The organism is Mesorhizobium sp. M9A.F.Ca.ET.002.03.1.2 (genome assembly GCF_003952365.1).
Taxonomy (GTDB): domain Bacteria; phylum Pseudomonadota; class Alphaproteobacteria; order Rhizobiales; family Rhizobiaceae; genus Mesorhizobium.
Genome location: NZ_CP034443.1, coordinates 1,397,783 through 1,419,566, shown reverse-complemented (window position 1 = coordinate 1,419,566; position 21,784 = coordinate 1,397,783). Strand labels below are relative to the sequence as shown.

Annotated in this window: 24 protein-coding genes and 2 pseudogenes; 10 read left to right on the top strand and 16 right to left on the bottom strand. The window is 63.4% G+C overall.

The genetic code is table 11. The features are described from left to right. Both EJ066_RS07125 and EJ066_RS07120 read left to right on the top strand, forming a co-directional pair. On the top strand, nucleotides 1–1,014 hold the full coding sequence (locus tag EJ066_RS07125; protein WP_126036217.1) for an alpha-ketoacid dehydrogenase subunit beta: 1,014 nt from the start codon (nucleotides 1–3) through the stop codon (nucleotides 1,012–1,014). A 3-nt stretch (nucleotides 1,015–1,017) separates the two neighbouring features. Then, entirely contained in the window at nucleotides 1,018–2,385 is a 1,368-nt protein-coding gene (locus EJ066_RS07120) for a dihydrolipoamide acetyltransferase family protein (RefSeq protein WP_126036215.1), read from the top strand. 280 nt (nucleotides 2,386–2,665) lie between these two features. Here EJ066_RS07120 and EJ066_RS07115 read toward each other — a convergent pair whose 3' ends face one another. Continuing rightward, nucleotides 2,666–3,598: an IS110 family transposase gene (locus EJ066_RS07115; protein WP_126034559.1), complete on the bottom strand. Its 933-nt coding sequence runs from the start codon at nucleotides 3,596–3,598 to the stop codon at nucleotides 2,666–2,668. A gap of 289 nt (nucleotides 3,599–3,887) precedes the next feature. Here EJ066_RS07115 and lpdA point away from each other — a divergent pair, with 289 nt between their 5' ends. Beyond that, nucleotides 3,888–5,282 (top strand): dihydrolipoyl dehydrogenase, encoded by a 1,395-nt coding sequence (gene lpdA, locus EJ066_RS07110; RefSeq protein ID WP_126036211.1) that lies wholly within the window; start codon nucleotides 3,888–3,890, stop codon nucleotides 5,280–5,282. Nucleotides 5,283–5,446: 164 nt separating this feature from the next. Here the strand turns inward: lpdA and EJ066_RS07105 are convergent. After that, nucleotides 5,447–6,399: pseudogene (locus tag EJ066_RS07105) on the bottom strand (IS5 family transposase). 88 nt (nucleotides 6,400–6,487) lie between these two features. Next, nucleotides 6,488–7,591, bottom strand: coding sequence for a saccharopine dehydrogenase family protein (locus EJ066_RS07100; RefSeq protein ID WP_126036208.1), 1,104 nt, complete (start codon nucleotides 7,589–7,591; stop codon nucleotides 6,488–6,490). A gap of 124 nt (nucleotides 7,592–7,715) precedes the next feature. Here EJ066_RS07100 and EJ066_RS07095 point away from each other — a divergent pair, with 124 nt between their 5' ends. Beyond that, nucleotides 7,716–8,144, top strand: a complete 429-nt coding sequence (locus tag EJ066_RS07095) for an Lrp/AsnC family transcriptional regulator (RefSeq protein WP_126043772.1) — start codon at nucleotides 7,716–7,718, stop codon at nucleotides 8,142–8,144. Between the two features lie 9 nt (nucleotides 8,145–8,153). Here EJ066_RS07095 and EJ066_RS07090 read toward each other — a convergent pair whose 3' ends face one another. Genes EJ066_RS07090 through EJ066_RS31265 form a run of 3 tightly spaced genes read right to left on the bottom strand, consistent with a single transcriptional unit; the run spans nucleotide 8,154 to nucleotide 9,759 of the window. Then, nucleotides 8,154–8,639 carry a hypothetical protein gene (locus EJ066_RS07090; RefSeq protein WP_126036206.1) on the bottom strand — a complete coding sequence of 162 codons (486 nt, stop codon included), beginning with the start codon at nucleotides 8,637–8,639 and terminating at the stop codon, nucleotides 8,154–8,156. A gap of 57 nt (nucleotides 8,640–8,696) precedes the next feature. Continuing rightward, entirely contained in the window at nucleotides 8,697–9,455 is a 759-nt protein-coding gene (locus tag EJ066_RS07085; RefSeq protein WP_126036203.1) for an SDR family oxidoreductase, read from the bottom strand. A 55-nt stretch (nucleotides 9,456–9,510) separates the two neighbouring features. Continuing rightward, nucleotides 9,511–9,759, bottom strand: a complete 249-nt coding sequence (locus tag EJ066_RS31265; RefSeq protein ID WP_126036200.1) for a hypothetical protein — start codon at nucleotides 9,757–9,759, stop codon at nucleotides 9,511–9,513. A gap of 38 nt (nucleotides 9,760–9,797) precedes the next feature. Here EJ066_RS31265 and EJ066_RS07075 point away from each other — a divergent pair, with 38 nt between their 5' ends. Together EJ066_RS07075 and EJ066_RS07070 are read left to right on the top strand one after the other, a co-directional pair. After that, the gene (locus EJ066_RS07075) at nucleotides 9,798–10,100 is read left to right on the top strand and encodes a RidA family protein (protein ID WP_245455186.1); all 303 of its coding nucleotides are present in this window, start codon (nucleotides 9,798–9,800) and stop codon (nucleotides 10,098–10,100) included. Nucleotides 10,101–10,123: 23 nt separating this feature from the next. Beyond that, the gene (locus EJ066_RS07070; protein ID WP_126036196.1) at nucleotides 10,124–11,359 is read left to right on the top strand and encodes an amidohydrolase/deacetylase family metallohydrolase; all 1,236 of its coding nucleotides are present in this window, start codon (nucleotides 10,124–10,126) and stop codon (nucleotides 11,357–11,359) included. Between the two features lie 6 nt (nucleotides 11,360–11,365). Here the strand turns inward: EJ066_RS07070 and EJ066_RS07065 are convergent. From EJ066_RS07065 to EJ066_RS07030, 10 genes and pseudogenes are all read right to left on the bottom strand, one after another. Continuing rightward, nucleotides 11,366–11,998 (bottom strand): annotated as a pseudogene (locus tag EJ066_RS07065) (IS630 family transposase); the annotation flags it as partial. Next, the gene (locus EJ066_RS31760) at nucleotides 11,955–12,152 is read right to left on the bottom strand and encodes a hypothetical protein (protein ID WP_245455258.1); all 198 of its coding nucleotides are present in this window, start codon (nucleotides 12,150–12,152) and stop codon (nucleotides 11,955–11,957) included. The gene EJ066_RS31760 and the pseudogene EJ066_RS07065, both read right to left, overlap by 44 nt. Beyond that, on the bottom strand, nucleotides 12,074–12,313 hold the full coding sequence (locus EJ066_RS31755) for a helix-turn-helix domain-containing protein (RefSeq protein ID WP_245455091.1): 240 nt from the start codon (nucleotides 12,311–12,313) through the stop codon (nucleotides 12,074–12,076). The genes EJ066_RS31760 and EJ066_RS31755 overlap by 79 nt, the downstream gene beginning before the upstream one ends. Nucleotides 12,314–12,491: 178 nt before the next feature. Further along, nucleotides 12,492–12,713 (bottom strand): hypothetical protein, encoded by a 222-nt coding sequence (locus EJ066_RS07060; RefSeq protein ID WP_126036194.1) that lies wholly within the window; start codon nucleotides 12,711–12,713, stop codon nucleotides 12,492–12,494. Between the two features lie 10 nt (nucleotides 12,714–12,723). Next, entirely contained in the window at nucleotides 12,724–13,116 is a 393-nt protein-coding gene (locus EJ066_RS07055) for a VOC family protein (protein WP_126036192.1), read from the bottom strand. A 76-nt stretch (nucleotides 13,117–13,192) separates the two neighbouring features. Beyond that, nucleotides 13,193–13,603: an SRPBCC domain-containing protein gene (locus tag EJ066_RS07050; protein WP_126036190.1), complete on the bottom strand. Its 411-nt coding sequence runs from the start codon at nucleotides 13,601–13,603 to the stop codon at nucleotides 13,193–13,195. Continuing rightward, nucleotides 13,600–13,923 carry a metalloregulator ArsR/SmtB family transcription factor gene (locus EJ066_RS07045; protein WP_126036188.1) on the bottom strand — a complete coding sequence of 108 codons (324 nt, stop codon included), beginning with the start codon at nucleotides 13,921–13,923 and terminating at the stop codon, nucleotides 13,600–13,602. The genes EJ066_RS07050 and EJ066_RS07045 overlap by 4 nt, the downstream gene beginning before the upstream one ends. 176 nt (nucleotides 13,924–14,099) lie before the next feature. Further along, nucleotides 14,100–14,486, bottom strand: coding sequence for an ester cyclase (locus tag EJ066_RS07040; RefSeq protein ID WP_126036186.1), 387 nt, complete (start codon nucleotides 14,484–14,486; stop codon nucleotides 14,100–14,102). 3 nt (nucleotides 14,487–14,489) lie between these two features. Continuing rightward, nucleotides 14,490–16,271 (bottom strand): NAD(P)/FAD-dependent oxidoreductase, encoded by a 1,782-nt coding sequence (locus EJ066_RS07035; RefSeq protein ID WP_126036184.1) that lies wholly within the window; start codon nucleotides 16,269–16,271, stop codon nucleotides 14,490–14,492. Nucleotides 16,272–16,468: 197 nt separating this feature from the next. Further along, a complete protein-coding gene (locus tag EJ066_RS07030) occupies nucleotides 16,469–17,428 on the bottom strand; it encodes a MurR/RpiR family transcriptional regulator (RefSeq protein ID WP_126036182.1) in 960 nt (319 codons plus the stop codon). Between the two features lie 273 nt (nucleotides 17,429–17,701). Between EJ066_RS07030 and EJ066_RS07025 the strand changes: the two genes are divergently transcribed. The 4 genes from EJ066_RS07025 (at nucleotide 17,702) to EJ066_RS07010 (ending at nucleotide 21,784) form a co-directional block, all read left to right on the top strand. Beyond that, nucleotides 17,702–18,529: an ABC transporter ATP-binding protein gene (locus EJ066_RS07025; RefSeq protein ID WP_126036180.1), complete on the top strand. Its 828-nt coding sequence runs from the start codon at nucleotides 17,702–17,704 to the stop codon at nucleotides 18,527–18,529. Then, nucleotides 18,526–19,386 (top strand): ABC transporter permease, encoded by an 861-nt coding sequence (locus EJ066_RS07020; RefSeq protein WP_126036178.1) that lies wholly within the window; start codon nucleotides 18,526–18,528, stop codon nucleotides 19,384–19,386. Before EJ066_RS07025 ends, EJ066_RS07020 begins: the two co-directional genes overlap by 4 nt. A gap of 70 nt (nucleotides 19,387–19,456) precedes the next feature. Beyond that, nucleotides 19,457–20,623: an ABC transporter substrate-binding protein gene (locus tag EJ066_RS07015; RefSeq protein WP_126036176.1), complete on the top strand. Its 1,167-nt coding sequence runs from the start codon at nucleotides 19,457–19,459 to the stop codon at nucleotides 20,621–20,623. Nucleotides 20,624–20,692: 69 nt separating this feature from the next. Further along, nucleotides 20,693–21,784: a Gfo/Idh/MocA family oxidoreductase gene (locus EJ066_RS07010; RefSeq protein WP_126036174.1), complete on the top strand. Its 1,092-nt coding sequence runs from the start codon at nucleotides 20,693–20,695 to the stop codon at nucleotides 21,782–21,784.

Sequence of the window (21,784 nt, the reverse complement as noted above, 5' to 3'; positions counted from 1 at the left end):
ATGCCAAGACGGACAATGATCGAGGCGATCCGCGACGCCATGGACGTGTCGATGGCGCGCGACGAACGCGTCATCGTCTATGGCGAGGATGTCGGTTTCTTCGGCGGCGTCTTCCGCTGCACGCAGGGCCTGCAGGCGAAGTACGGCAAAAGCCGCTGCTTCGATGCGCCGATAAGCGAATCCGGCATCGTCGGCTCGGCCATCGGCATGGCCGCCTACGGCCTGAAGCCTTGCGTCGAGGTGCAGTTCGCCGACTATGTCTATCCGGCCTATGATCAGATCGTCTCGGAGGCGGCGCGGCTGCGCTACCGCTCGAACGGCGACTTCACCTGCCCGATCGTGGTCAGGATGCCGACCGGCGGCGGCATCTTCGGCGGCCAGACCCACAGCCAAAGCCCGGAGGCGCTGTTCACCCACGTCTCCGGCCTTAAGGTCGTCGTGCCGTCCAACCCGCATGACGCCAAGGGCCTGCTGATCGCGGCGATCGAGGACCCAGACCCGGTGATCTTCCTCGAGCCGAAGCGGCTCTACAACGGCCCGTTCGACGGCCATCACGACCGCCCGGTGACGCCGTGGTCGAAACATGAGCTCGGCGAGGTCGCAGACGGCCACTACACGGTCCCGCTCGGTAAGGCGGTGGCCCGTCGGCTGGGTGCTGATGTCACCGTGCTTGCCTATGGCACCATGGTCTATGTCGCCGAGGCGGCCGCCGAGGAGGCCAGCATCGATGCCGAGATCATCGATCTGAGGACGCTGCTGCCGCTCGATCTCGAGACGATCGTCGCCTCGGTGAAGAAAACCGGGCGCTGCGTGGTCGTGCACGAGGCGACGCTGACTTCCGGCTTCGGCGCCGAGCTGTCGGCGCTGGTGCAGGAGAATTGTTTCTATCACCTCGAAGCGCCCGTCGCTCGCGTTGCCGGCTGGGACACACCCTATCCGCATGCGCAGGAGTGGGACTATTTCCCCGGGCCCGCCCGGGTCGGCCGCGCGCTCGTCGAAACGATGGAGGCCTGACTGATGGGTGAATATGTGATCAAGCTGCCCGATGTCGGCGAAGGCGTCGCCGAGGCCGAGCTGGTCGAATGGCAGGTCAAGGTCGGCGATCTCGTGCGCGAGGACGCGGTGCTTGCTGCCGTGATGACCGACAAGGCGACGGTTGAAATCCCCTCGCCCGTCGATGGCGAAATCCTCTGGCTGGGTGCGGAGATCGGCGACACTGTGGCGATCGGCTCGCCCATCGTCCGTTTGAAAGTGGCTGGCGACGGCAATGTGAAGGCAGGCGCGCCGCAGGACGTTGAGGCGAGCGCCAAGAGTACCCCCACCCCTAACCCCTCCCCACAAGGGGGAGGGGGACGAGCCAGGGCCGCCGAAGCCAGTGGCAAATCGGCCCCGCACCCGCCCGAAAAAGTCTCTGAGCGTGAAGGTTCACCGGCGACGGAATCCCCCTCCCCCTTGTGGGGAGGAGTTAGGGGTGGCGGTCCTGCGCCCTCGGGAGCCCCGCGCCCCGAAGGCGAAAAGCCGCTGGCCTCGCCTGCCATCCGCCTGAGAGCAAAAGAGGCCGGCATCGACCTTCGACAGGTCACGGGAAGCGGCCCGGCCGGCCGTATCCAGCATGAGGACATCGAGGCGTTTCTGGCGCGTGGACCGCAGCTTGCGAAACTCGCCGGCCTCGCCCGCAACGATGCCGTCGAAGACATCAAAATAGTCGGGCTCAGGCGAAAGATCGCCGAGAAGATGAAGCTGGCCAAGTCGCGCATCCCGCACATCACCTATGTCGAGGAGATCGACGTTACCGCGCTCGAGGAATTGCGTGCCGCGCTCAACAAGGAAAAGCGCACCGGCGCGGAGAGACCGAAGCTGACGCTGCTGCCGTTCCTGATGCGGGCGATGGTCAGGGCCATCGCCGACCAGCCCAATGTCAACGCGCTGTTCGACGACGAAGCCGGCATCATCCACCAACATGGCGGCGTCCATGTCGGCATCGCCGCGCAGACGCCTTCGGGGCTGGTGGTGCCGGTGGTCAAACACGCCGAGGCGCGCGACATTTGGGACTGCGCCGCCGAGCTCAACCGGCTCGCCGAGGCGGCCAGATCGGGCACGGCGACGCGCGACGAGCTCTCGGGCTCGACCATCACCATCACCTCGCTCGGCGCTATGGGCGGCGTGGCGACGACGCCGGTGATCAATCACCCGGAAGTGGCAATCCTCGGCGTCAACAAGATGATGGTGCGGCCGGTGTGGGACGGCACGCAGTTCATTCCGCGCAAGATGATGAACCTGTCCTCCAGCTTCGACCACCGCGTCATCGACGGCTGGAATGCCGCGGTGTTCATTCAACGGATCAAGACGCTGCTGGAGACCCCGGCGCTGATTTTTGTGGATTAGGGTCATGAATCGAGAATCCAGCGTTTGCGGTTGGCCACAGATCCCCATCGCTTCGTCATCCCAGGGCGGAGCGAACGCGAAGCGGAGCGCAGACCCCGGGGTCCATGCCGTGACGTTGGCCGAAGAATGCAGCGGCGCAGAAACGCCGCTCCTTTCCGCGACGCCATCTCGACTATTTTTCAGGCACACCATCGTCATCCGTTGCGGCGACCCGGCGCGTAAGGTTGCCGGTTTTGGTCCGGTTTCGCCTGCCGCGTATGGCACGGCATGGCAACTGTGTTCATGCGAATGCGGTTTTATCGCGGATGATGGCGTTGAGGACGACCAGGAGCTTCCTTGCGACGGCGATGATGGCCAGTTTCTTGGAGCCTGAGCGGGCTGCAAGGTCGGTGTAGAAAGCTCTGAAGCGGTCACAGGCTCGGATGGCGCTCAGCGCCGCCATATAGAGAGCCCGACGCACACGCGATCGACCGCCCTGGATCTGGCTCCTGCGTTGGAGCTTACCGCTCTTATTATCGAACGGGGCAAGGCCGGCGAGTGCCGCGATCGACTTAGGCGAGCGCTGGCCGAGCTCGGGCAGGTGCGCTAGGAGCGAGAGCGCGCTGATCTTGGAGACACCGGGCACGGAGATCATCAGCGTATAATCGCGGGCGGTGTCCTCGGATTGACGAATGACTTTGGCGATCCGGCTCTCGAGCGCTTTGATGCGTGTGTCGAAGCCGGCAATCATGTCTTCCAGCTCGGCAACGACAGTCTCCTCGAAGGCCTCACCGAGGAGCTTCTTCAGCCTTGCCCGCATATCGACCAGTTGGTCACGGTGACGGGCAAGCGATTGAAGTCGCTCGTTTTCTTCGCACGGCCCCGGCTCGGGTGCAGGCTGATAGCGGCGGCCATAGCCGCTCAGCATCCTGGCATCGAGACGATCCGTCTTGGCTCGCCGTCTCGTCGACTTGGCATAGGGGTGAGTGTGCGCCGGGTTGTGCCGGGAGAATGGAACGCCTGCCTTGGCCAGCGCGTGGCGCAGCAGCCGGTCATGGACGCCTGTCGCCTCCATGACGATGAAGTCTCGACTGGGGTCGAGGCCCGCCACATAGGCAGCGATCGCATCGGCCTGGTTGGCGATGCGCTGATATCGGTTGCTTGTCTCATCAAAAAAATCGAGCCACTGCTTGGAGATGTCGCAGCCGACATAGTTCTGCACTATCATGTCCATGCCTCTTCCTGTGGTGCGGGGTCTGCTTGGAACAGCCCCGTGCAACTGTTCAGGTTGATGGTTCACCGGTGGGAAGGGACCGGGCCATGCCACGGCCTGTCCGAAAGGACGACCAGGATCCACTCGGCCTCCTTCCCACTTCAAACCATACACCTGAACCAACACACAGGATCCTGGGTCTTCGCGACGTCGCTTCGCTCCTGCTTCGCCCCAGGATGACGAAGGGAGGGACGTATCCGCCAATCCATGGTCGGCGATTTGCCTGGCGGCAAGGAATTGGAGTGATGCCATGAAGGAAATCTCCTGCAAGTTGCTCGTTATCGGCGCCGGCCCCGGTGGCTATATCTCAGCCATCCGCGCCGGCCAGCTCGGCATTGACACGGTCATCGTCGAGTTCGGCAAACCAGGCGGCACTTGTCTGAATGTCGGCTGCATTCCGTCCAAGGCGCTGATCCATGCGGCCGAGGAGTTCGAAAAGGTGTCGCACATGGCCGGCGGCAAAAGCCCGCTCGGCATCACGACCGGGGCGCCAGCCCTTGACCTCGCCACGACCATCGCCTGGAAGGACGGCATTGTTAGCCGGCTGAACAGCGGCGTCGCCGGTCTGCTCAAGAAGGCCGGGGTCAAGACCGTGCATGGCTGGGCGAAATTCCGTGACGGCAAGACCGTCGAGGTCCAGACCGAGATCGGGATGCAGGTGGTCCGCGCCGAGACGGTGGTGATCGCGACCGGCTCGGCGCCGGTCGAGCTGCCATTCCTGCCGTTCGGTGGGCCGGTGATCTCGTCCACCGAAGCACTGGCGCTGAGCGAAGTACCGGAAAGGCTTGCCGTCGTCGGCGGCGGCTATATCGGTCTCGAGCTCGGCATTGCCTTCGCCAAGATGGGCGCCAGGGTGACCGTGGTCGAGGCTTTGCCGCGCGTGCTGGCGCAGTATGATGCAGAGCTGACCCGGCCAGTCGTGAAGCGGCTCGCTGAGCTCGGTATCGAGGTACTTGTGGGCGCCAAGGCCAAGGGGTTGTCGACCAAGGGCGATGCGCTGCTGGTCGAGACGAAGGACGGCAAGAATGCCAAGATCGCTGCCGACAGGATTCTGGTCACCGTCGGGCGCAAGCCGGTGATCGAAGACTGGGGGCTCGAGCAGATCGATCTCGACAGGGCGGGGACATTCATCCGCATCGACGACCAGTGCCGCACCTCGATGCGCGGCATCTTTGCCATTGGCGACGTCACCGGCGAGCCGATGCTGGCACACCGGGCGATGGCGCAGGGCGAAATGGTCGCCGAGATCGTCGCCGGCCACAAGCGCAGCTGGGACAAGCGCTGCATCCCGGCCATCTGCTTCACCGATCCGGAGCTGGTCACCGCAGGGCTGTCACCGGAGGAGGCCAAGGCTCAGGGCGAGGTCAAGGTCGGGCTGTTTCCCTTCGCCGCCAACGGCCGGGCGATGACGAAAATGGGCGAGGAGGGCTTTGTCCGGGTCGTCGCGCGCGCGGACAACCATCTGGTGCTCGGCATCCAGGCGGTCGGCCAGGGCGTGTCGGAACTGTCGACGGCCTTCGGCCTGGCGCTCGAAATGGGCGCCCGGCTGGAGGACATTGCCGGCACCATTCATGCTCATCCGACGCAAGGCGAGGGTTTTCAGGAAGCCGCGCTGAAGGCGCTCGGGCACGCGCTGCATATTTGAGTGCGGTGGGCTCCCCCTTCTCCCCTTGTGGGCCTGTTGCGCAGTTAGCGAGGACAGGCTGCGGAACGGTTTCACCGTTAGCATTCCGCTTTGCTTGGGTGATTTGGCGTCTGGTTTGGAGTTTGAGGGGTATTGGTGCGGCGTTTGGCCGGTCACCGGCGCACCTATCCCGTGATGGCGGCCCATCGGCGCATGTTGAAGGCGATCGCCGCCATCGTCACCTGGGCAGCTGCCTTGGCTAGCCCAACGTAACGGATCGTGGTCAGCTTCATGCGGTTCTTGAGCGTGGCGAAGGTGGTCTCCACCGTCGCCCGCCGTCTGGCGATCAGGCGATTGTAGTGCTTGAGCCGCGACGGCAGCGGATGGTGTTTGTTGGGGCGGCGCGCAATGCGCGGCTTCTTGCCTTCGGCCTTGAGCCGCGCGCGGCGGGCATGGGTGTCATAGGCGGCGTCCGCCCACACCGTCCTCTCGTCGCCGCGGATCAAACCATCGGCCACCACCGTGTCGTTGACGTTGGCTGGCGTCGTGAGCAGCGTGCGGATCAGGCCGGAACCCTCGTCCACGCCGACATGGGCCTTGTAGCCGAAGGTGAGCCCTTCTTGCCCTGTCTTACGCCACGTGCCTCGGCATCCTTCGACGGCCGCTCGCTTGTCGGCGGTGCTGAGACCGCATCGATCAGCGTCGCATCCAGCATCGTGCCGCGCTTCAGGATCACACCGGCCTTCTCCAATTGCCGGTCCAGTTCGCCAAACAGCTTCTCCAAGAGACCTTCGCCAACAAGCAGATTGCGAAAGCGCGACAGCACCGTGTGATCGGGAATGCTCTCCTCCAGGCCAAGCCCAACGAAGCGCCGGAACGACAGCCGGTCACCCAGCGCTTCCTCCAGCGCGCGATCCGACAGCCCATAGAGCGACTGCAGCAACAGCGCCTTGAACAGCAGCAGCGGCGGCCAGGCCGCGCGTCCCGGCCCACCATCACGCAGCGGGGTCAGCAGCTTCTCGAAGCGGTACCACTTCACCAAGTCAACCAACCGGTCGAGCGGCGAAGACCCGCCCGCCTGCTTGTCCCCCAGAAATGCCTCCGCAAGGCTCAACTGACCCGTCCGCTTCACCGCCATCGCGATTCTCCTCGGCTTTCGCCTCAGAGAATCACAACCAGTGAATTACGCAACAGGCCCACAAGGGGAGAAGGGAAGGATGCGCAGTTCAACTCGCCAACCGGCTCACCATCTCGTGCTGAGCATAGGCGCGGCCGAAGCGGTTGGCGAGAAAGGCGTCGAGCGCGATGTCCTCCTGCCTGACGAAGCCCTTCGCCGGCAAGGTGCCGTCGGCCAGCATGTCGAGCACCGCGCAGATGGCGGAGGCCGTGGTGATCTGGATGGCGCTGCGCACCCTATCGCCAATGCGCTCGGCGTAGATCTTGTTGGCATAAGTCTCCTGCAGCAGGCGGCCGTTCTTCAAGCCGCTGACGGTGACGAAGACGATGACCACATCCTGCAGCGTCGCCGGCAGGGCACTTTCAAAAATGTCCTTCAGCACGTCGCGGCGGTGTCGCAGGCCGAGATCGTTGAGCAGCGCCTTCATGATTGCGGCATGGCCGGGATAGCGGATGGTGCGGTAGTTCAGCGTGCGCACCTTGCCCTTCAGCGTCTCGGCCAAAGTGCCGAGCCCTCCGGAGGTATTGAACGCTTCGTAGGTGACGCCGTCGAGCGAGAACTCCTCGCGCTCCTCGAGCGGCGGCACCTCGACCAGTGCGCCCTCTACGATCGCTTCGCAGGGCTCGCAATATTCGTTGATGACACCGTCGGTGCTCCAGGTCAGGTTGTAGTTCAGCGCGTTCGACGGGTATTGCGGCAGCGCGCCGACCCGCATGCGCACGCTTTCCAGCGTGTCGAAGCGGCTGGCGAGATCATGGGCGACGATCGAGATGAAGCCCGGCGCCAAGCCGCATTGCGGGATGAAGGCGCTGTTGCCGGAGCGCGCCAGTTGCTTGACCCGCCTGGTGCTGACGACGTCCTCGGTCAGGTCGAGATAGTGCACGCCGGCACTGGCAGCCGCTTCGGCGATGCGCGTGGTCAGATGGAACGGCGCTGCGCTGAGCACGGCGAACGTGCCGGCCAGCGCCGCTTCAAGAATGCCGGGGGCTTCGATGTCGAGCTCCAGCGTTGCAACCGCGGCCGGCAGTTCAGCCGTGCCGAGCTGCGCCGCCGAGCGGTCGACGAGGGTGACATGATAGTCGCCAGTGGACGCCAGCATATCGGCGATGGTCGAGCCGATCTTGCCGGCGCCGACAACGATGATTTTCTTCATGACCGGTTCCCTCGCCCAAAAATTGATTCCGACGACATGATCGCAGCTTGCCTGTCGAAAGGAAGCGTGGAATTGTGCGAAACGAAGTCTGTTTTTGAACAACATGCCGAAGGTTTTCATCGCAATGCTCAGTGACGCCGAGCAGGCCCTGCTCTCGCTGCTGCGGGCGAATGCGCGCGCCTCGACCGCCGAGCTGGCGCGGCGGCTTGGCGTGTCTCGGACAACCGTGCAGAGCCGGATCGAGCGGCTGGAACAGCGCGGCGTCATCACCGGCTATGGGGTGAGGCTTTCTCCGGATTACGAACAGGGACTGGTGCGTGCGCATGTCCTGCTCACAGTCACGCCCAAGCTAGCCGACAAAGTGGTGCGCAGCCTGCAGGCGCTGGCGCCGGTCCGGACGCTGCATTCCGTCAGCGGCAATTTCGATATGATCGTCATCGTCGACGCGCCGTCGATCAGGGACCTCGACACGCTCCTTGACCAGATCGGCGCGATGGACGGGGTCGAACGAACGTCGTCCTCGATCATCCTGTCGACGCGGATCGACCGCTGACCGGCAGAACTAGCTGCCGAGCGGATGCGGCATGTAGCCGACGAAACCTGATATCTTCCAGCTTCCCTCCACCTTGGTACAGAAATAGAGGGTTTGCCATTTCAGCGTCTCGGCGCTGCCGTCGGGCCTGGCGACCGAGCCGTTGAACTTCTTGTGCAGCACGGCGCGGTCGCCGTCGACATCGATGTCGCGCATGTTGGTGATGCGAAACAGCGCCTCACGCAACGGTTCGGCAAATGCCGTCGCCGCAGTTTCCTTGGCCTGGCGCAGCCACTCGTCGCGATAGCTGCCAAGCGTCGGGAACTGCAGCCGCCAGGCGTCCGCATCGCTGAGAAAATGGGCGTGCATGCCGAAGAAGCTCGAGGCCACGAAATCATCCTCGACCATCGACCAGTCTTGGCCGAGGAAAGCGTCGATGTCGCGGCGCACCAGCATCTCCCAGAGTGCATGGCGGTCGGCGTCGCCGGGCGGAAACGGGTTCTTGTCGAAGGTCACTTCTTGCTCCCCTGTCTTGCGATATTTTCGATCGGCTGGAGGCTCGACCTCATCCGGTCAACTGCCGATCTGGTCCAGAAACGGCAGATTGCCGGCCATCAGGCCGGCGTCGACATTCAAAGTCGTGCCGGTGATGCCGCTGGCAAAAGGCGACGCCAGGAATACCGCGGCGCGGGCAACCTCGACCGGCTCGACCAGCCTGCCGAGCGGATAGAGCTTGCCGACGGCTGCAAGGATTTCCGGCTTGTGGGCAAGGCGATGTTCCCAGGCGCCGGTCCGGATCGAGCCGGGAATGACGGCATTCGCCCGGATGCCGTTGCCGCCTTCCTCGGTGGCGATGGCGCGCATCCAGGCGTTGAGCGCCGCCTTGGCGGCGGCGTAGGCGGGGTTGCCGAAATGGGCCTGCGCGTTGACCGAGGAGATGAACACCAAGGCCGCGCCCTGCGGCTGGTTGCGCATGACGGGAAGCAGTGCCTGCGACAGCAGCGCGGCGCTGCGAAAGTTCAGATCCATCTCGTGGTCGAGGGCAGCCGTCGAGACGTCGGCGAGCGTTTCCGCTCGCGTCCAACCGGCATTCGAGATGACCGCCGCCGGGGCCGCCTTTTCACTGATGCGCTTGGCAAATGCCGCCACGGCGTCGTCATCGAGAAGGTCGAAATGGTGCGCTTCTTCTATCCCGGCGCCGGTCAGGTCGGCGCCTTCGCGATCGCAGGCGACCACCGTTGCGCCGCAGGCGGACAAAACGGCGACCAGCGCGCTGCCGACGCCGCCTGCCGCGCCTGTGACGACCACGCTGCGACCACCGAAATCGATCATGCGGCTCCTCGCCTGTCCCTCGTCCAATCCTCGCCTGCCGGATAAGCCGAAGCAATCATTCTTCGCGCAGGATGCTGATGCTCTTGTAATAAAGCAACATGAAATCCAAAAAATGTTGCTTTCCAACACAGCCTGTATGAGAATCGCGCGGACCGGCGTAGACCTTCCGGCAGGAAACGGGCAAACCGGTGCAGCGAGAAAGCCCGAACCGCGTTGACTTGCGGCGATTGCCGGACAGCACGGCAAGGCGCCAGTGTTTTTGAACAGGAGATTTTTTCCTTGCCCAAGCAGTGTTTTGGAACATCCCATGTGCCGCTGTCGCCAGCGGTCCGGGCCGGCGATATGGTCTATGTCTCCGGCCAGGTCCCGGTCGGCAGCGACGGCGTGGTGGTCAAGGGCGGCATCACTGAGCAGACGGAGCAGGTGCTTTCGAACGTTAAGGCAGCCCTGGCACTGGCCGGCTGCACCATGGACGACGTGGTCAAGACGACCGTCTGGCTCGAGGACGCGCGCGATTTCGGCGCCTTCAATGCCGTCTATGCCAGGCATTTCCCAAAGGATCCGCCGGCGCGCACCACCGTCGAGTCGCGGCTGATGATCGACATCAGGATCGAGGTCGAGGCCGTCGCCTACAGACCGGTCTGAAGACGGAACGGAGGCGGACGCCGATGCAATTTGATCTCCTGCTGAAGGGCGGCCGCCTCATCGATCCGTCGTCCGGCCTCGACGCGCAACGCGACGTCGCCATCGCCGACGGCCGCATCGCTGCGATCGACGCCGACATCCCCTTCGAGCGCGCCGGGCACGTCATCGATGCGACGGGCTCCATCGTCGCGCCCGGCCTCATCGACCTGCACAGCCACGTCTATTGGGGCGGCACGTCGCTCGGCGTCGACGCTGACCGCCTCGCCGCAAAAAGCGGAACCACGACGTTCATCGACGCTGGAAGCGCCGGCGCCGGCAATTTCCTTGGCTTTCGCCGCCACGTCATCGAGCGTTCGAAGGTCCGCATCCTGGCCTATGTCAATATTTCCTTTGCCGGCATTTTCGGCTTCTCGCAGACGGTCTCGGTCGGCGAGTGCAGCGACCTCGGACTGTGTAATCCGCGCGAGGTCGTCGCCGCGGCGCGCGAGCATCGCGATGTGGTCGTCGGCGTCAAGGTCCGCTCAGGTCGCCATGCCGGCGGCACCAGCGGCATCGCCCCGGTCGATCTGGCACTCGAGGCCGCCGATCAGGCCGGCCTGCCGCTGATGGCGCATATCGACGAGCCGCCGCCGGGCCGCTCGGAAGTGCTGCCACGGCTGCGCAAGGGCGACGTTCTCACCCATTGCTTCCGGCCGTTCCCCAACGCGCCGATCTTTGCATCGGGCGCGGTGCGGCCGGACATGCGGCTGGCGCGCGAACGCGGCGTCATCTTCGACATCGGCCACGGCATGGGCTCGTTCGACTTCGCGGTCGCCAAGGCGATGCTCAGCGAGGGGCTGGCGCCGGACGTGATCAGCAGCGACGTGCATCTTTACTGCGTTGACGGTCCAGCCTTCGACATTCTGGTCTGCATGTCAAAGCTACTGGCGCTCGGCATGCCGCTTGTCGAGGTCCTGCGCGCCGCAACACAACGGCCGGCGGAAGCGATCGCAAGGCTCGATCTCGGCAAGCTCACGGTTGGTGCCGTCGGCGACATCGCGGTGCTGCGGCTGCGTCCGGGGCGCTTCACCTTTGTCGATGCGGTCGGTGCCTCGCTGGTCGCCGAGCAGAGGCTGGTCTCGGACGGTATCGTGATTGGCGGCACCTGGTGGCCGAACGAGGCGGTGGACGATCTTAGCGATACCGAGCGTTTCGAAGCGCATGGCCACGAGACGCATGTCGATGTCGTGAGCCGGCATTTCGGGCACAGCCGCGACTAGAGTCTTTCACGATTTGACGGAAGCGTAGCCTGCGTTTGCGAAGTAGTTGCTGCATTCGTTCGGCTCGATGGTGGTGACGAGGTGGCCGATATGCCGCCAGGTTTCCTCGATCGATCGTTTCTGGGCCTTCCGCATCCAGTGCTTGATCTTGGCGAAGGCTTGCTCGATCGGGTTGAGGTCGGGCGAGTAGGGCGGCAGGTACCAGAGCCTGGCGCCGGCTGCCTGGATCATCTGCCGGACAGCCGTCGACTTGTGGGAGCCGAGATTGTCCATGATGACTATGTCGCCCGGCTCCAGGACCGGCACGAGCTGCTGTTCGACATAGGCGCGGAAGCACTCGCCGTTGATCGGCCCGTCGAAGACGCAAGGTGCGGTGAGCCGGTCGCAGCGCAGTGCGCCGAGGAAGGTCAGCGTGCGCCAGTGACCGTGCGGGGCGAAGCCGCGCAGAGGCTTGCCCCTCAGTCCCCAGCCGCGCAACGGGGTCATGTTGGTCTTGATCCAGGTCTCGTCGATGAAGACCAGCCGGCGTGGATCCAGGCCGGCCTGCCAGGAGCGCCAGCGCTGTCGTCGCCGCGCGATGTCGGCGCGGGCCTGTTCAAGGGCGAACAGCGTTTTTTTTGAACCGCAGCCCTTCGCGCCGCAGGAACAGCCATACCGCGTTGTGCGATACCTTAACCCCGCGCGCCGCCAGTTCCTCCTTCAGCCCATGCAGCGTCAGGTGCGAGGTCTGGTTGATCCGCTCCACGATGAAGGCGCGATGCGGCTCCAGAAGCCGTTTGCGATGCCCGCCCATCTTGGCCGGCGCACCGAACCTGTCGCACGATAGCGCTGCGACCATTTCACCACCGACGAAACCGCAACACCGAACCGTTCGGCAACCGATCGGCAGCTCTCCCCGGCCGCCACCGCCGCCACAACGCGCCCTCGAAGATCATTGGAAAGAGGTCGGGTCATCAGATGCTGGCCTCCAATCCAGCCAGCATCTTGAATCACAATTCCGACCGAACGGGAATCCGTTCCGATTCAGTCAAGCTGTGAACCGCTCTAACCGTTCAGTCCCGTCGTTACGGGATGGGTGGCCTGATCAGGGTCGAAGCTCGAGAAAGCAGGCAACGCGGTTGTCTGCTTCACCCTACGCGCCGGTGCGTTGTCCGCTGCGCCACTTGGCGGCATATGGCAGCACGAACATGTACAGACCGGTGAACAACTGCAGGAAGAGCGGCGGCAGCGGCGAGTAGACCACCCAGGCCGGAGGTTCCCCCATACCCATGACGACGAAGTTGGCGATGACGGTCACTGTAAAGACGATCGACGTCCACCGGTGAATCTGCCGAACCCACATGTTCCAATTCATCAGGACCGCCCTACCAGCGCGCCAGCTGGGTGATCTGAATGAGGTTGCCGCAGGTATCGCTCAGCTGGGCGATGGTCGAGCCGGTTACCTCGGCCGGCGGCATGGTGAACTCGGCGCCGCGCGCTTTGATGCGATCGTAGTCGCCCTTGACGTCGTCGGTGAAGAACATGACCGCGGGCTGGCCCTGCTGAAATATGGCTTGCTGGTAGGCCTTGGCCGCCGGGTTGTCGTCGGCCGCGAGTTGCAGCTCGGTTCCGTCCGGCTCATCGGGTGAGACCACGGTCAGCCAGCGGAACGGCCCATTGCTGAAATCGGCCTTCTTGGTAAAGCCCAGCACGTCGGTGTAGAAGCGCAGCGCCTTTTCCTGGTCGGTCACGTAAACACTGGTCAACTTGATCTTCATTGGTGTTCCTCCATCGTCACGTTCGCGGCGTGCCGCTCCGTAAACAGGGTCTGTCTGTGAATTGTGCCGGCAGATTTCAGTCTATCCGCGCCAAGAGCTGCTCCAGGTTTTCAAAGAACCTCGGCCATCCAACCTTGGCGCCCCGGAAGTAAGGCTGCTGATCCAGTCGGAAGCCCGACTGTTCCATACGCAAATGGGCCCCCGTGCTCGTAGGGGTGAGAGTCCAGGTGACCACGCTCTTGAGATCCTTGGTATCCCACGTGTAAGTCAGCGTTCTGTTCGGCACGACCGTCTGGACCTGGCACTCTACAGCGCCCCAGTCCGCGCGAAGACTGAAACGGTGGTTCGCCACCGGCTTGAAGTCGTTCTTCATGAGCCACTCCTCGATCAGGTGTGGTTGCGTGAGCGCGCGCCAGATCTTCTCCGGCGGATAAGCGATCTCCCGTTCGACAACGACGGAGAGCGTTTCGGTCGACGTTTCGTTCACTGGTCCATCCTTTTGAGCAGGTCTTCGAGGTCGTCGAAGCGGCTCTGCCAGAATCCGGCCATCTGGCTTGTCCAGTCGATCAGCGGAGCCAGCGCGCCGAGTTGCGCACTATAGTGCGTCTGGCGACCTTCATGGCGATCGCGTACCAGTCCGGCCTGCCGCAGAACGCCGAGATGCTTCGACACGGCCGGTTGTGAGACCCCGGACTGAGCCGTGAGGGCGCCGACCGTCTGTTCTCCTTCGCGGCACAGCCGTTCGAAGAGAGCCCGCCGAGTCGGATCGGCGAGCGTTCTGAAGAGCACATCATGAGCATTCGGCATTCGGGATCGATAACTTACGGGCTATTGATTGACGTATAACCACCTGGATATGTGTTGGTCAAGTGCGAGCGTGATTGCCATGGCGCTTGTCGCTCATAGCAGCATAGCTCTCGATCAGACGTCACTGGATTTAGCATATCCAGCTGGTTATGCATCGACAGGCGATAGTCCTTGCCCTAGAGCTGGGCCTCGATAGCCGCCTTGTCTATGACAGACCACACTTGGACGATCTTTCCGCCGCGAAACTCATAGATCACATTCTCGGCAAAGGAGACTCTCTTCCCGTTTACGTCGAGGCCAAGGAACGCTCCCTTTGGCGTGCAGTCGAAGCCCAGCCGGCTAGCGATGTAAGGCGGATCGGAAATCAGCATCTGGACGTCGAAGTAAAGGTCCGGAATTTCATCGAAGTCTCTGCGCAGCATTTCGAGATAACCTGATAACCCGACCCGCCGACCATTGTGGATCGCTTCATCATGGACGAACTGTCCCAGCTTCGCCCAGTCCTGCTTGTTCAGGCAGGCTATGTAGTCTCGGTAGATGGCGGAGAGGTTGCTTTTGATCACCGGCTACTGCCCTGGCGCTCTGTAAACCGGCGTCGCAATGCCTTCCATGCGCGCCTTGATCTGCAGCGCCACGAACTTCGAATAGAAACGCGACAGTGCGAGATTCCCGCCGTGGAACCACAGCGCTTCCTGCGCCGTCGGCTTCCACATGTTGCGCAATTCGCCCTGCCACGGACCCGGGTCGCCCCTGGCGCCCGAGCCCAGCCCCCAGCACGGGCCGACCCTGTCGGCGACCTCGCGCGAGACGATCGCCGCCACCGTCTCGTTCATGGATTGATAGCCGGTGCAGGAGATGATGGCATCGGCCGCCAGTTCGGTGCCGTCGTCGAACAGGATCCCGGCCGGCGTCAGCGATTTGATCTCGACGCCGCTGCGGACGCCGATCTCACCATCGATGATCAGGTCCGATGCTCCGACGTCGATGTAATAGCCCGAGCCGGTGCGGTAGGCCTTCATCAGCAGCCCGGTCTCGTCGTCGCCGAAATCGAGGGCGAAACCTGAGCCGCGCAAGCGGTCGTAGAATGCCGCGTCGCGCGCCTTGATGATGTCATAGAGCGCCCGCTGGCTTTGCGGCAGCAGCGCGAACGGCGTCGAGGCGACGATCATGTCGGCCTTCTCGGTGGTGATGCCGCGGGCCAGCGCTTTCTCCGAAAAGATCTCGAACCCGACCTCCATCAGCGTGTCGGACTTGACGACCGTCGTCGGTGAGCGCTGGATCATGGTCACCTCAGCGCCGCTCTCCCACAGGTCGACGCTGACATCGTGTCCCGAACTTGCCGCGCCGATGACCGCGACGCGCCTGCCCCGGAACTTCTCGCCGTTGGAATACTGGCTGGAGTGCAGGATCTCGCCCCGGAACGTCTCGACGCCCGGCAGGTCGGTCTGCCTGGGCGGCCCGTAGGCGCCGGTGGCGAAGACGATATGCTTCGGCTTCAGCGTGATGCGCTCGCCGGCGCGATCGACCTCGACCGACCAGACCTTTTCGGCTTCGTCGTAGGACGCGCTGACGCATCTCGTGGAGGTCCAGTAATTGAGCTCCATGACGCGCGTGTACATTTCCAGCCAATCGCCCATCTTGTCCTTGGGCGTGAACACCGGCCAGTTTTCGGGAAACGGGATGTAGGGCAGATGGTCGTACCAGACCGGGTCGTGCAGCACGAGCGAGCGATAACGGTTGCGCCAGGAATCGCCGGCTTGAGCATTCTTTTCGATGACGATGGCCGGCACGCCGAGTTGCCGCAGCCGCGCGCCCAGCATGATGCCGCCCTGGCCGCCGCCGATGACCAGGCAGTAGGGCTGCTGGCCTGCGCCGAGATTACGCGTCTCGCGCGCCCTCGCCTCTGCCCAGGTCTCTCGATCCGGATCGGCCTTGTGGCGGACGCCCAGAGGCCGCGCGGGCCCCTTGCGTTCTTCAAAGCCCTTGAGATCACTCATCGCCGTGAACAGCGTCCGGCACCGGCCCTCTGCCAGGCGCAGGACGCCCTGGCCCCATGCGGATGACGTCTCGAAGGTGAACCAGGCCTCCACGATGCCTTCGTCCGAGCTTGCCTCGCTGCTTAGCTGCCAGGAAGTCGGCTTTGTCGTCGCCAGCGTGGCTTCCAGCATGTCATGGATCGCCGCGCGGCCTTCCATGGTTTTGATGTTCCAGGTGAAGGTCAGCAGGTCGCGCCAGTAGCAGTCCTCGACGAACAGATTGGTCGCTGCCGTTACGTCGCCCGCCTCGAGGGCGCGGGCGAGGGAGGAAAGCCAGGTGGCCGCCTGTTTCGATGGTGCCAAGTCGAGCATGTTGTCCCTCTTCCTTTTCAAGTCGGCGCCGCCCGGTCTTTCCTTCTCCCCTTGTGGGAGAAGGTGGCCGAGCGAAGCTCGGTCGGATGAGCGGTGCTCCAGCTTGGCACCGACCGCGCTCCGTCCAGCACCCCCCAACCGTCTTGGCGCTGCGCGCCAATCCACCTTCTCCCACAAGGGGAGAAGGAAAGAGATCCTCAATCGCCCAGCGGTTCCATTTCCTTGCCCGTCCTGTGGATCTGGGCGTTGTATTTGATGCGGCGAACCGTTTCGCGGGCCGAGCCGTCGAGCTTGTAGGCGGCCGCCACCGCCATCAGGTCGATGACGGCCAGGAAGGCGAAGCGGGAAGCCGTCGGCTTCAGCGTGTCGGGATATTCGGGCACCGCGACTGTCAGCCTGACGTCGCAGGCGCGGGCCAGGTCGGTGTCGGGCGCGGTCACGCAGATCGCGTTGGCGCGGTAGTGCTTGGCAAGCTCGACGGCCTCGATCACCTCGCGCGTGCGTCCCGTCGCCGAAATAGCGATCACCAGATCGCTGGGCCTCAAGGTCGAGGCGGTCATCCGCATTAGATACGGGTCGCACTGGGCGCTCACTGTAATGCCGTAGCGGAACAGCCGGTACTGGGTTTCCTGCGCCAGCGCCGAGGAGCTGCCGCCGAGGCCGAACACCGTGACCTGACGCGCCTTGGCGATGAGCTCGGCCGCCTTCACCAGCTGTGCTGGATCAAGCTGCCGCTCGGCCTCCTGCAGCGCCCGGCGGGCCTCGCTGAACACAGCATTCCAGAACGGCATCCCGTTGTCGCTGCTGGTGGGCGGCGGCTTGCTCAAATAGAGCGCGCCGACGACAAGGCTCTGCGCCAGCTTCAGCTTGAAGTCGCGCACGCCCTCGCAGCCGATGGCGCGACAGAACCGGGTCACGGTGGGTTCGCTGACCTGAGCTTTCTGGGCAAGCGCCGCATTGGAAGCGTCGACCGCGAACCTGACGTCGTCGAGCACGACATCGGCGACGCGCCGCTCCGCCGGGCGCAAGTCGCCATAGGAATCCTTCACCAGTGAGATGATGTCGGGTATGCGCCTGACATGATCGCGTCCATCCGGATCGCGCCCATCGGGGTCGCCGTCGGAGGTCGGCGGCCCCTGGCGGTCAGCTTCGATCATCGGTCATCCCCTGCCGTTCGTGGAACTCGACCTCTACCATGTTTGCGCATCGCTTGCCTGCTCCGCCTCGTGCGGCTTGTTTGCGAAGTATGTAGGAAAGCAACAAGCATTTCAAGAAATAGAAAAGCTAATCCAAACAACGATATAGGCGTGGCATAAACGATCTCGCAGACTAGAGGCGCGGTCGCCGCTTGACAGTAAAGTAGGATAGTTACAGACTGATTTTTGCGGACGGATGACCTATTGGATCATCGCGCAATCTCCGAGGGGCGCATGAACGCGGGCAATGCAAAAACCCCGAAGCTTGGCGTGCAGGATGCGACCAAGATCTATCATACGGCCTCCGGCGACCTTTTGGCGCTGGACCGCTGCAGCCTCGACGTCCATGCCAATGAGATCGTCTCGATCGTCGGGCCCTCCGGCTGCGGCAAGACGACGCTTTTATGGTCGATGTCCGGGCTGCATCGCCTGACCAGTGGCGCAATCCGGCTCGACGGCAAGGAGATCGCCGGCCCGCATCCGGATATCGGCATTGTCTTCCAGGAGGCAAATCTCCTGCCCTGGCGCAATCTCGACGCCAACATCCATTTTCCCTTCGAGATCAAGGGCGAGAAGCCGGACCGCGCCTGGATCGCGCATCTCATCCACCGCGTCGGGCTTGACGGCTTCGGCGGCAAGTTTCCGCGCGAGCTTTCGGGCGGCATGCAGCAGCGCGCCGCGATCGTGCGGGCGCTGGCGCTGAAGCCGTCCGTCCTTCTGATGGACGAGCCGTTCGGCGCTCTCGACAGTTTTACCCGCGAAGAGATGAACCGTCTCGTCGAGGAGATCTGGCTCGATACCAAAACCACCATCGTCTTCATCACCCACAGCATTGAGGAGGCGATCTTCCTGTCCGACAGGGTGGTGGTGCTGAGCGCGCGGCCGGGGCGCGTGGCCAAGGAATATCGCGTGCCGTTCCCGCGCCCGCGCTCGCTGGAGATCATGGCGACGAAGGAGGTCTTCGACCTCACCAACACGATCAAGATGGACATCGTCGGCGAACGCGTACGGCCGAAGGCGTGGGAGCGCACCACCGCCGAAATTGTGAGGATCAGGCCGTGAGCGGAGACGACGCCATCCCGGAATTCTCCAAAATCAAGGCGGGCGCCAAGGCCGGCGATGGGCATGACGTCAGCCTGACCAATCTTTCGGCCTTCGCCAGCGGTCCCGGCATCAGGTCGGGTGCGGAAGTCGCCGCTATTGTCGCCGTTGCGGTGGTTATCATCGGCGGCATCGAGCTGGCGCTGCGGCTGTTCAACGTGCCGCACTACATCATGCCGGGGCCAAGCGCGATCGCCTACGCGCTGTTCGACGAGTTCCCGCTGATTGCGCCGCATCTCGGCTACACGCTGGTCGAGCTTATCTCCGGCTTCTCGATCGGCGCCATCATCGGCCTGGTGATGGCCGCGGTGATCACGCAATTCCCTTTCGCCGAGAAGATCGTAGCACCCTACATCCTGCTCCTGGTCACCACGCCGATGCTGGCGCTGGTGCCGCTTTTGATCCTGCGCTTCGGCTTCGGCTATACGCCGCGCATCATCGCGGTGGCGCTGGCCGCCGGGCCGATGGTGATGATCAATGCGGCGACCGGCTTTCGCCGGGTCGACAGCGCCAAGATCGCATTGGCGCGGTCCTACGGCGCCAGCACCTTGCAGATATTCTGGAAGATCCGGGCGCCGATGGCGCTGCCGATGATCCTTGTCGGCCTGATGATCGGCGCGATCTTTGGGCTTTTGACCGCCGTCGGCGCCGAGATGGTCGGCGGCGGCTTCGGCCTCGGCAACCGGCTGACCACCTATTCGTCGATGATCCAGATGCCGCAATTCTTCGCGGTGGTTCTGATCCTCTCGATCCTCGGCATCCTCATCTACGTGCTGTTCTTCCTGATCGGCAAGAAATGGGCGAACTGGGAGGCATGAGCGCGGTGCAATGATGGCGCCCGGGAGGCGGGGACAGGGCAAGAATCTATCAACCAAAAAGGGGAATGCCATGACCAACGAAAGTCACATCGGTTCAAAAGCGGGCATCAGCCGCCGCACTTTCCTGCAAGTCACCGGCGCAGGCCTGGTGACGGCCACGGCGCTCGGCGGCTCGAGCTTCAGGGCGCAGGCCGAGCCCTACGGCAAATTCACCTGGATTTCGCCGCGCGGCACGCTCGAAGTGCTCGATGACTATCCCTATTGGGCCGCCAAGAAAGCCGGCTATTTCGGCGACCTTGACACCGACATGCAGCCGGGCCCGTCGGACGGCACCGCGACGGTGAAGTTCGTCGATGTCGGCCAGGCCGACATGGGCTTCCCTTCCCCCGGCGTCTTTTCCTTCGCCATCCAGAACGGCATGAAGCTCAAATCCGTGTTCCACATGGGCGCGCGCGACACGTTCAGCTTTGCCTTCCGCAAGGGTGAGGGAACGAACGACCTGAAGACGCTCGAGGGCAAGACGATCCTGCTCGGCTCCGCCGCGTGGCAGTCGATCACCGATCCGCTGCTGGCGGCGCAAGGCGTCGACATCAAGAAAGTGAAGTATGTCGAGGCCGGCTGGCCGACCTGGGGCACCGCACTTGCCGGCGGCCAGGGCGACGCCGCGCTGTCGTGGGAAGGCTTACGCGCCGAATGGATCGCCAAAAACCTTGACTTCGAATACTGGCTCGGCGTGCAGAATTCGAAGCTGCCGGCAAACACCTTCGTAGTGCGGGCGGCCGATCTCGAGGATCCCGACCGCAAGGCGTTCCTGGAAAAGTACCTGCGCGGCTGGGCGATGGGGCTGGAGTTCGGCTACCAGAATCCACGCGCCGCCGTCGAAGCGGTGTTCGAGCAGTTCCCGACGCTGGCCAAGAATCTCGGGCCCGAACTCGGCACCACCTCGATCCTGCAGCAGATCAACGTCTTCCGCGGCGATATGGACAAGCGCGAAGGCTGGGGCTCGCATGACATGGCGAGCTGGCAGGGCTTCTTCGACGAGATCCACAAGATCGGCCAGATAACCAGTCCGGTGAAGGCCGAGGACGTCTGCACCAACGAGCTGATCGGCCCGGCCAATGATTTCGACAAGGCCAAGGTCAAGGCCGATGCGGATGGGTATAAGCTGTCGGAGGGTTTTGCGGCGCTCGATGTCGACAACATCGAGGCACATCTGTTCGACTCGGCGGTCAAGTAAGGCGCTCGGTAAACCATAGGGCGGCGACTGGGTCGCCGCCCCGAGCAAATCAAGAAAAGGGAGGTGGCCTTGACCGACAAGGTGAAAGTGCTGGTGGTGGGTCTCGGCAATATGGGCGCGTCGCATGCCAGCGCCTATCACGGGCTCGACGGGTTCGTGATCGTCGGAATCATGAGCCGCACGATCAAGAGTAACAAGAATATCCCGACTGAATTAGCCGGCTATCCGCTCTACGAGGATTTCGACCAGGCACTGAAGGAGACGAAACCGGACGCCGTTTCCATCAACAGCTGGCCCAATACCCGTGCCGAATATGCGCTGAAGGCGATCGCCGCCAATTGCCATGTGTTCATGGAAAAGCCGCTCGCCACCAATATCGAGGATGCCGAAAAGATCGTCGCCGCGGCACGTGCCAAGAACCGCAAGCTGGTGCTCGGCTACATCCTGCGGGTCCACCCGTCCTGGATCAAGTTCATCGAGGTCGGCAAGACGCTCGGCAAGCCGCTGGTCATGCGGCTCAACCTCAACCAGCAGAGCAGCGGCAGCGCCTGGCATTGGCACAAGAACCTGATCGACTCGCTGATCCCGATCGTCGATTGCGGCGTCCACTATGTCGACGTCATGTGCCAGCTGACCGGCGCCAAGCCGGTCCGTGTCCACGGCATCGGCGCCAAATTGTGGGCGGATGCCGCCAAGCAGAACTATGGTCACCTGCATGTCACCTTCGATGACGGTTCGGTCGGCTGGTACGAGGCGGGCTGGGGGCCGATGATGAGCGAAACTGCCTATTTCGTGAAGGACGTGGTCGGCCCCAAGGGCGCGGTCTCGATCGTCGCCGGTCAGCAGGCGAGCAGTGCAGCCGAACTGGCCGAGGTGTCCGACTCCGCCGATATCGACCGGCACACAAAGACAGATGCGCTCAAGATCCACTACGCAGAAGTCGACGGCGACAAGAACTTCAGCAAGCCGGACGAGATCGTCAGCATGGAGGATGAGCCCGGACACCAGGAGCTTTGCGATCGCGAGCAGGCGTTCTTCCTGCGCGCCATCCGCGAGGATCTCGATTTGACCGAGCAGATGAATGCGGCGGTCAACAGCCTGCGCATCGTGCTTGCCGCCGAGCAGAGCATCGAGGAGGGGCGGACTGTCGAGCTAGCCTGA